The following is a 7,913-nucleotide window of genomic DNA, read 5'->3' on the forward strand; positions in this document are numbered from 1 at the left end:
TTTAAATGTTACGATGGGCTTGAACAACTTCATCGTACAAGAAGGGTGTTTTTTGTGTATAACACATTATTTCCACCCGCATAGCGGGTGGTTCTCTGTTTCGCGCACTGGTGCGCTCAACTGGCTAAAGCCATAACAGAAAGCACCCCCGGAACCGCGAGATTCCGGGGGTGCTTTGTCATGCCAGCCGCCAGCGGCGGCTTTCAGCTATTCTTTTGCTATTCTTCGGCCAGGGCGCGCACGGGTTCGCCGTAAGCGTCGTTAACGGTGCCCTTGATGTTCATAAGCTCAATCCAGCGACGGATGGTGCCCACAAGCACAAAGACCATCAGCACCATGACCAGGCAGGCCAGGAAGGCAAGCAGATACTTGCCGCCGGGGATGTAGGTCGTGGTGACCTGCAAATAGCCGGCCCAGAAGGTCACGGCGGTCAGGAAGATGCCGGGGATGGCCGTCACGAGGCTGAGCTTGCCGCGATTCATACGCAGCAGCATGGAGGTGCACACGATCAGGGCGCAACCCGCAAGCAGCTGGTTGCTCAAACCGAACAGAGGCCAGATGTTGCTGATGTTGCCGGTGTACATCAGGTAGCCCCACATGGACGTGAAGATGAAGCTGGTGATGTAGACGCCGGGCATCCAGTTCTTGTCGCCAAAGGGCGCGTACACCTTGCCAAGCATTTCCTGCAGGAAGAAGCGGCCCACGCGGGTACCGGCGTCAATGGCAGTCAGGATGAAGACGGCTTCAAACATGACGGCAAAGTTGTACCAGTAGGCCATCAGATTATCCATGTAGGGAATCTTGTGGAAAATGTGGGCCATGCCTACGGCCAGGGAAACCGCACCGCCGGGGCGGGCATGCAGGTTCAGGCCGATCTTTTCTTCAAAGAAGCCCAGGTCAACAGTGTTCAACGCGGGGTGCGCGGCAACCAGCGAGCTGAACTTGTCAGGAGTGGCGTTGATGGCGAAGTAGTCGCCGGGCATCAGGGTGCAGGCAGCGATGAGGGCCATAATGGCAACAAAACCTTCGGTAAGCATCGCGCCGTAGCCGACAAAGAGAATATCGCGCTCGTTGCCGATCATTTTAGGCGTAGTGCCAGTGCCGATGATGGCATGGAAGCCGGACATGGCGCCGCAGGCGATGGTGATGAAGATAAAGGGCAGTGCAGGGCCGCCGATGATGGGGCCACCGCCGTTGATAAAGGGCGTGATGGTGGGCATGAGCAGGGTGGGCTGCACAAAGATGATGCCCACTGCCAGCATGAGGATGGTGCCGATCTTGAGATAGGTGGAAAGATAGTCGCGCGGCACCAAAAGGAACCACACGGGCAGCACTGAAGCGAGGAAGCCGTAACCGGCGATGGCCAGGGCCACGGTGTCGCGGTTCCAGTCAAAGGCCCAGCCCAGAACATCCTTCTGCATGAGGTCATGGCCGCTCAGAATACCCACAACCAGCAGTACCAGACCCACAAGGCTGGCAAGCAGAACGCTGTTCTGCTTGAAGCGCATGATCAGGCCCATAAGCATGGCGATAGGCATGGTGATGACCACGATAAACAGCGACCAGGGCGCGTTGTGCATGGCGCTGATGCAGGCCAGCGAAAGACCGGCCAGGGTCAGAATAAGAATACACAGCACGGCGATGCCCGCCACGGTACCCGTAACGGGACCGACCTCGCGCTGGGCGATGGCCGAAAGGCTCTGGCCCTTGTGCCGCACGGAGGCGAACAACACCACCATATCGTGCACTGCGCCGCCAAGCACGCAGCCAATCAGGATCCACAGCGCGCCGGGCAGATAGCCGAACTGCGCGGCAAGTACCGGGCCAACCAGCGGTCCGGCAGCCGCGATGGCGGCAAAATGGTGGCCGTAGAGAACAAATTCGTTGGTTTTGACGTAGTCGTGGCCATCAGCAAAACGAACCGCTGGTGTAATACGGCCCGCGTCCAGTTTCAGAACCTTGTTTGCCAGAAAAATGCCATACACCCGGTAGGCAATGGCAAATATGCATAATGCCGCAAACACTAGTGTGATGGCATTAATGTGCTCCAAGCTTTCCATCGTGTCTCTCCCTGTTTTGTTCTTCTGGTCGCAGCCTGCAAATCATTCCAAAGTCACTCAGCCGCTACCCCAGAAAAACGCTACTGAATCCTGCGGAACGACGCACAATCTGCTTCCTCCTTGCCAATGCGTCGCGCTGTTAAAATCGCGACCAACCAGAACCCCCAGTTAACTGGTCAACATTGCTAATCATAAACTTTCCTGCTTTTCGACCTACCCCCAATACCAACTTCTGTCCATACAAATTGTCCGCTCAATGCACTCGCTGTGGACTCTGTCCAAAGCAAATCAGCATACATCCTGCATGTTTTTAAGGAACCAGCACCGTGAGTGCGCCATTAGTACAGTGCTTTACTACTGTTTCAGAAGGTAGGTTGCTTATAATCGCATATTCCAAGCAGTGATGTGAAAATTTTCACCCTTTTCGTGAATCCATGCAAGCACTTTATTCCAAGCATTGTCAGTACTCTTCAAAAAACTGTGCACGATAATTTCTGTTGGTTGCCGCTCGGCGGTTCAGGTGCTGCGCGTTTTGCTTGCATTCCTCCCTGCCTGGGCCTAAACTAAAAAAACCGGCTGGGGGAGCCTCAAAGGCTGAGAAAGGGTGATAGCGCCCTGACCCCTAGAATCGCGCAAAACAACGCGATTCTGCACCTGACGCGGATAGTGCCGACGAAGGGAAGCTGGCCAACCTGCATTTATTTGCAGGATTGTGCTCGCCCGCAGCCGTAATGGTTTTTGCGGGCATTTCTGTTTTATGCCGTCCGGCATCAACTGCCCCGCAGAGCCATTACAACCTCAACCTCGGAAGCAGCCCAGCGGTTGTTTTCCTCAGGAGGCGCGTATGGATGTCACAGTCAACGGGGCAACCGAAGCCATTGCCGAACCATGCAGCGTTGCCGAACTTCTGGCGGCGCGCGGACATGATACGGCACGGGTTGTCGTTGAACGCAACGGAGAAATCCTGCCCCGCGAGCGTTTTGCCCAAACCCTGCTCTGCGGGGGCGACAGTCTGGAAATCGTGCACTTTGTGGGCGGCGGATAACAGGCGAGTCCTGTTCCCGGCCCAGAACACCATCCTTTTACCAGCACATTCCAGACGGAGAGCACAATGAACGATCCCTTCATCATCGGCGGCGTCACCCTTACCAGCCGTCTTTTCATCGGTACCGGCAAATACGGAGCCGACAGCCTCATCCCTTCAGTGGCTGAAGCCAGCGGCGCGCAAGTCATCACCGTGGCCATGCGCCGTGTGGACAAACAGGCCGAGAATCAGGCCTCCAGTCAGGGCATCATGGGGCATATCCCCGCCCACATGCGCCTTTTGCCCAACACCTCGGGTGCGCGAACCGCCGAGGAAGCGGTGCGTCTGGCTCGGCTGGCCCGCGCTGCGGGTTGCGGCGACTGGATAAAAATTGAAGTCATTTCCGACACCCGCCACCTGCTGCCCGACGGCTACGAAACTGCCAAGGCAACGGAAATCCTGGCTAAAGATGGCTTTACCGTGCTGCCCTACATCAATCCCGATCTCTACGTGGCGCGGGCCTGCGTCAACGCGGGCGCGGCAGCTGTCATGCCGCTGGGTGCGCCCATCGGCACCAACCGGGGTCTGCGCACCAAGGAAATGGTGGGCATCCTGATTGAAGAAATCGACCTGCCCATTGTGGTGGACGCGGGTATTGGCCGCCCCTCGCAGGCCTGCGAGGCCATGGAAATGGGCGCGGCGGCCTGTTTGGTCAACACCGCCATTGCCTCGTCCAGCGATCCTGTCAGCATGGCCCGCGCATTCGGCGCGGCAGTCCAGGCCGGGCGCGATGCATGGCTGGCTGGCCCCGGCGCGGTCAAGGCGCAGGGCCAGGGCGCGGAAGCGTCTTCACCGCTCACAGGATTTCTCCGTTAACGCTTGCAATGCACTGCCATGTTGACCGCCAGCCAAACCGCTGGCAGCCGACCGCTTATAAGGATCACACATGGAAACTTTTCAGGAATATTTGCAGGCGTGGCCCTCAGCCCGCCGGGCAGAGGGAGCCACTCGCGCCACCGAAGCGGATGTTCTGGCCGTGCTGCAAAAAGAAATCTTGCAGCCAGCCGATTTCCTTACCCTGCTTTCGCCTGCGGCTGCTCCGCACCTTGAGGCCATGGCCCGCCGTGCGCGCGATCTGACCCTGCGTTTTTTTGGCAAGGCCGTGAACATATTCACGCCGCTCTACATCTCCGATGTCTGCACCAACCAGTGCCGCTACTGCGGATTCAATGCCAAAAACAAGCAACCACGCCGTCATCTGAGCATTGATGAGGCCTCTGCTGAGGCGGACGTTATCGCCGACAAGGGCTTTCAGCACATTTTGCTGCTGACGGGCGATGCGCGGCATTTGTCCTCGCCGCAGTACATCGCGGATGCGGCCCGCCGCATTAAACCCCGCTTTGCCTCGGTGGGCGTGGAAGTCTATTCGCTCACCACCGAAGAATATGAACTACTGGTGAATGCCGGTGTGGACAGCATGACCATGTTTCAGGAGACGTATAATCCAGAACTTTACGCATGGTTGCACCCCGTTGGGCCCAAGCATGATTATGGTTTCAGGCTCAATGCGCCGCAGCGCGCGGCAGAGGGCGGCATCCGCTCCATCGGCGTGGGCGCTTTGCTGGGGCTGGAATCTTTCGAGCAGGATGCTTTTGCCACAGGCCTGCATGCCTGGTGGCTGCAAAGGCGCTATCCCGGCGTGGACGTGAGCGTTTCCATCCCGCGCATCTGCCCGCACGAAGGCAACTTTGACGTGCAGCACGGTGTGGACGACCGCCATCTTGTACAATATGTTACGGCCATGCGCTGCTTCTTGCCGCGCGCGGGCATCACCTGCTCCAGCCGCGAAAGCGCCTTTATGCGCGACCATCTGGTGCCCATCGGCGTAACCAGAGTTTCCGCCGGCGTTTCCACCGCCGTGGGCGGCCGCGCAACCGAAGATTTGCACAATCCCGGCCAGTTTGAGATCACCGACCGCCGCAGCCTTGAAGAAATGACGGCATCGCTCGCGGGCATAGGCTATCAGGCTGTACTTAAAGACTGGGAAGCCCCGGTGGCCGTGTAAAAAACTGCTTGCAGCTATGGCGCGGCGGTCTGGCGCACACCGGGCCGCCGCGTGAAACAGGCCGACAATTCCACGCCAAACAACCAACTTATGGATCCACGCCATGCACAATGCACTTCATAACGGCCTTGCCCGCTACCTCAGCCCAGACCAACTGGCGACCCTGCGCGCCGCCCGAGTGGGCATTGCCGGGGCGGGCGGGCTTGGCTCCAACGCAGCCCTGATGCTGGCCCGCAGCGGCGTGGGCAATCTGGTGCTGGTGGATGATGACGTGGTGGACGCCTCCAATCTCAACCGCCAGCAATACTGGCCCCGGCATGTGGGCCGCCCCAAGGTCGAAGCCCTGGCAGAGCTGCTGCTGGAACTGAATCCCGAAATGGGCGTGGAAGCGCGGCGCATGCGCCTTGACCAGAACAACATGGCTGAGGTGCTGCCCGCCTGCCCCATCTGGGTGGAAGCCTTTGACGAGCCGGACGACAAGACCCTGCTGGTGGAAACAGCCCTGCTCGGCGGCTATCGCATAGCCAGTGCATCGGGCATGGGCGGCTGGGGCGGCAAAGCCATGGGCAAACGCTATCTTGGCAATCTGGTGCTCGTGGGCGACTTTAGCACGGATATCCTGCTGGCCCCGCCCCTTGCTCCCCGTGTGACCGAAGCTGCCGCCCTGCTGGCTGACGCCGTCCTTGAGATGGTGCTGGGCGGGAACGAGCAACTATAAAACCTCCAGACATTTTACCACAAAAAAGACCCGTCCCAGACAGATATTGCGCGCTTAACGCTCTATCCGGCTGCAACGGGTCTTGTACTGCCTTGAGGCAAAAAACTGCGCTACACTTTCAGTTGCGCTGTCAGGTCTTCCAGTTTGTCGGTCAGCTCCTGAAGCTTGTCGGTTTCCATGCTTGCCTGACCCATGGATTGGGACGTGTCGGCCACCATGTGGTTCACCTGATCAATGGTGTGGGTGATCTGCTCGCTGGCGGCTGACTGCTCTTCGCTGGCAGCGGCGATGGCCTTGACCTGCCCCACGGTATTTTCCACCGTACCCACGATGGCGTCCAGCGCCTCGCCAGACTGCTTGGCGTAGTCTGTGGCCTGCTCCACCTGCTGCACGGCATTGTCCATGGACGACATGCTCTTGGCGGCGCTTTGCTGAATGGCCTCAATGGCGCGGCCCACATCTGTTGTGGAAGCCATGGTTTTTTCTGCCAGTTTGCGCACTTCATCGGCCACCACGGCAAAACCGCGTCCGGCTTCGCCAGCGCGCGCCGCTTCAATGGCCGCATTGAGGGCCAGCAGGTTGGTCTGGTCGGCAATATCTGAAATAACGTTCATGATTTCGGTAATGGCTCTGGCATGTGATTCCAGCGTGGCCATATCCGTACGCAGTTCAAGCGTGACACGGTGCACGTTTTCAATGCCGTGCAGGGCGTTCTGCACAACTTCCGCCCCTGTGGTGGCCTTGGACATGGTGTGTCCTGAAGCTTCGGCGGCCTTATCCGCATTGCCGGCGACTTCCTGCACTCTGGCGTTCATATGGCCCATGGAGGACGCGGCCTCTTTAAGCTGCCCTGCGGCAATGGCGGCATTTTTGTCCGACTGCCGGATGCTGCCGGTAAGCGCCACCACGATCTCGGACAGTTCATCCATAGTTCCTTCCAGCGCCTGCGCCACTTCGGCCATACGCTGGTTCTTTTCCGTGATCTGCCGCTGCGCCTCATTGAGCGCGGTCATGTCCACATACACGCACATGCCGCCAATGCAGGCCCCCTCGGCATTGTAGATGGGGAACACGTTGGCGAGCACGTTGACCTTGCCGCCCTTGTGCCCGCCGATGGTCACTTCAAGATTCTTGAAGCACTCGCCCGTGGCCATGCTCTTGCCCACGGCGGTTTTGCGCGTGGGGTCGTTATAAAAAAGATGGGCCAGGGTTTTGCCAAGGCAGGATTCAATGCTGTCGTCGATTTCCAGCATGTTCAGGCATGCCTTGTTGGTGCTGAGGGCGCGCTCGTTGGTGTCCACCAGCAGATACGGCATGGGCAGACCACGCAAAATGCCGTCTTTATATTCCCTGTCGTTTTTTAAAGCCTGCCGCAGGTCTTCAAGACTTGTAAACAGCGGAGCAAGAGAAGGATCGGTATTGTTCAGGCTTCGGCTTGGATTGGCAGTCACAGCGCAGACAGCTTCACCAGCCTGACGCAAAGCCCCGCTTGCAAGCGCACGACCGGCAGCAAACGCGCCAAAGGCCGCCACAAGGGCGCTCACTATAACAGCCAAAACGGGCAAACCCGCCAGCTGAGTTACGCCAAAACCGAGACCCGCTGCCAGCAGCGCTGATGCGCAACTGTACAAAAGGAATTTACCGTTCACTGAGCCACCTCGCTTTAAAACGCAAAAACTTTTTATGCCTGGCAAAAACTTGCCGTCTGCATGCCCTCGTTTACAAAACGGCACAGCAGCCCCCTAATGCCGCTGTTCCGGACTATTCTTTATCTCACTTTATATTTCGGCAGTTTTTTGAAAAAAATTAGTTTTCAGAAAAAAAAGGCCATTTTTATCATTTGGTGGTATCCATACTCCATCAATCAAGGCACGACAACTCACCTTAGTATATATTGCCCGCATCGCACAAACATCTTGACAATTTTTTTTCACCAAGATAATGAAACTCATTCAAAGCGGCTGGCGTTCGCGCCACTGCTACATCCTGATGCGGAACGCAGTTCCTGCGGGGTGGCCTGAATGGGCCCCCTTTTTTTTGTCCTTG

At 57.8% G+C, this 7,913-nt stretch carries 6 protein-coding genes; 4 read left to right on the forward strand and 2 right to left on the reverse strand.

Translation table 11 applies throughout. The features are described from left to right. Positions 1-218: 218 nt before the first annotated feature. Positions 219-2,060: a carbon starvation protein A gene (locus tag VEZ52_RS06380; protein ID WP_324836083.1), complete on the reverse strand. Its 1,842-nt coding sequence runs from the start codon at positions 2,058-2,060 to the stop codon at positions 219-221. A gap of 844 nt (positions 2,061-2,904) precedes the next feature. Between VEZ52_RS06380 and thiS the strand changes: the two genes are divergently transcribed. The 4 genes from thiS (at position 2,905) to thiF (ending at position 5,867) form a co-directional block, all read left to right on the forward strand. Continuing rightward, positions 2,905-3,105: a sulfur carrier protein ThiS gene (thiS, locus tag VEZ52_RS06385; RefSeq protein ID WP_324836084.1), complete on the forward strand. Its 201-nt coding sequence runs from the start codon at positions 2,905-2,907 to the stop codon at positions 3,103-3,105. Between the two features lie 66 nt (positions 3,106-3,171). Then, a complete protein-coding gene (locus VEZ52_RS06390; RefSeq protein WP_324836085.1) occupies positions 3,172-3,960 on the forward strand; it encodes a thiazole synthase in 789 nt (262 codons plus the stop codon). Between the two features lie 70 nt (positions 3,961-4,030). Beyond that, positions 4,031-5,149 carry a 2-iminoacetate synthase ThiH gene (gene thiH / locus VEZ52_RS06395; protein WP_324836086.1) on the forward strand — a complete coding sequence of 373 codons (1,119 nt, stop codon included), beginning with the start codon at positions 4,031-4,033 and terminating at the stop codon, positions 5,147-5,149. Positions 5,150-5,252: 103 nt separating this feature from the next. Beyond that, positions 5,253-5,867, forward strand: a complete 615-nt coding sequence (gene thiF, locus VEZ52_RS06400) for a sulfur carrier protein ThiS adenylyltransferase ThiF (RefSeq protein ID WP_324836087.1) — start codon at positions 5,253-5,255, stop codon at positions 5,865-5,867. Positions 5,868-5,977: 110 nt separating this feature from the next. Here thiF and VEZ52_RS06405 read toward each other — a convergent pair whose 3' ends face one another. Then, the gene (locus VEZ52_RS06405) at positions 5,978-7,516 is read right to left on the reverse strand and encodes a methyl-accepting chemotaxis protein (RefSeq protein ID WP_324836088.1); all 1,539 of its coding nucleotides are present in this window, start codon (positions 7,514-7,516) and stop codon (positions 5,978-5,980) included. Between the last annotated feature and the right edge of the window lie 397 nt (positions 7,517-7,913).

Origin of the sequence: Desulfovibrio sp., assembly GCF_035644575.1 — a bacterium.
Classification (GTDB): Bacteria; Desulfobacterota; Desulfovibrionia; order Desulfovibrionales; family Desulfovibrionaceae; genus Desulfovibrio.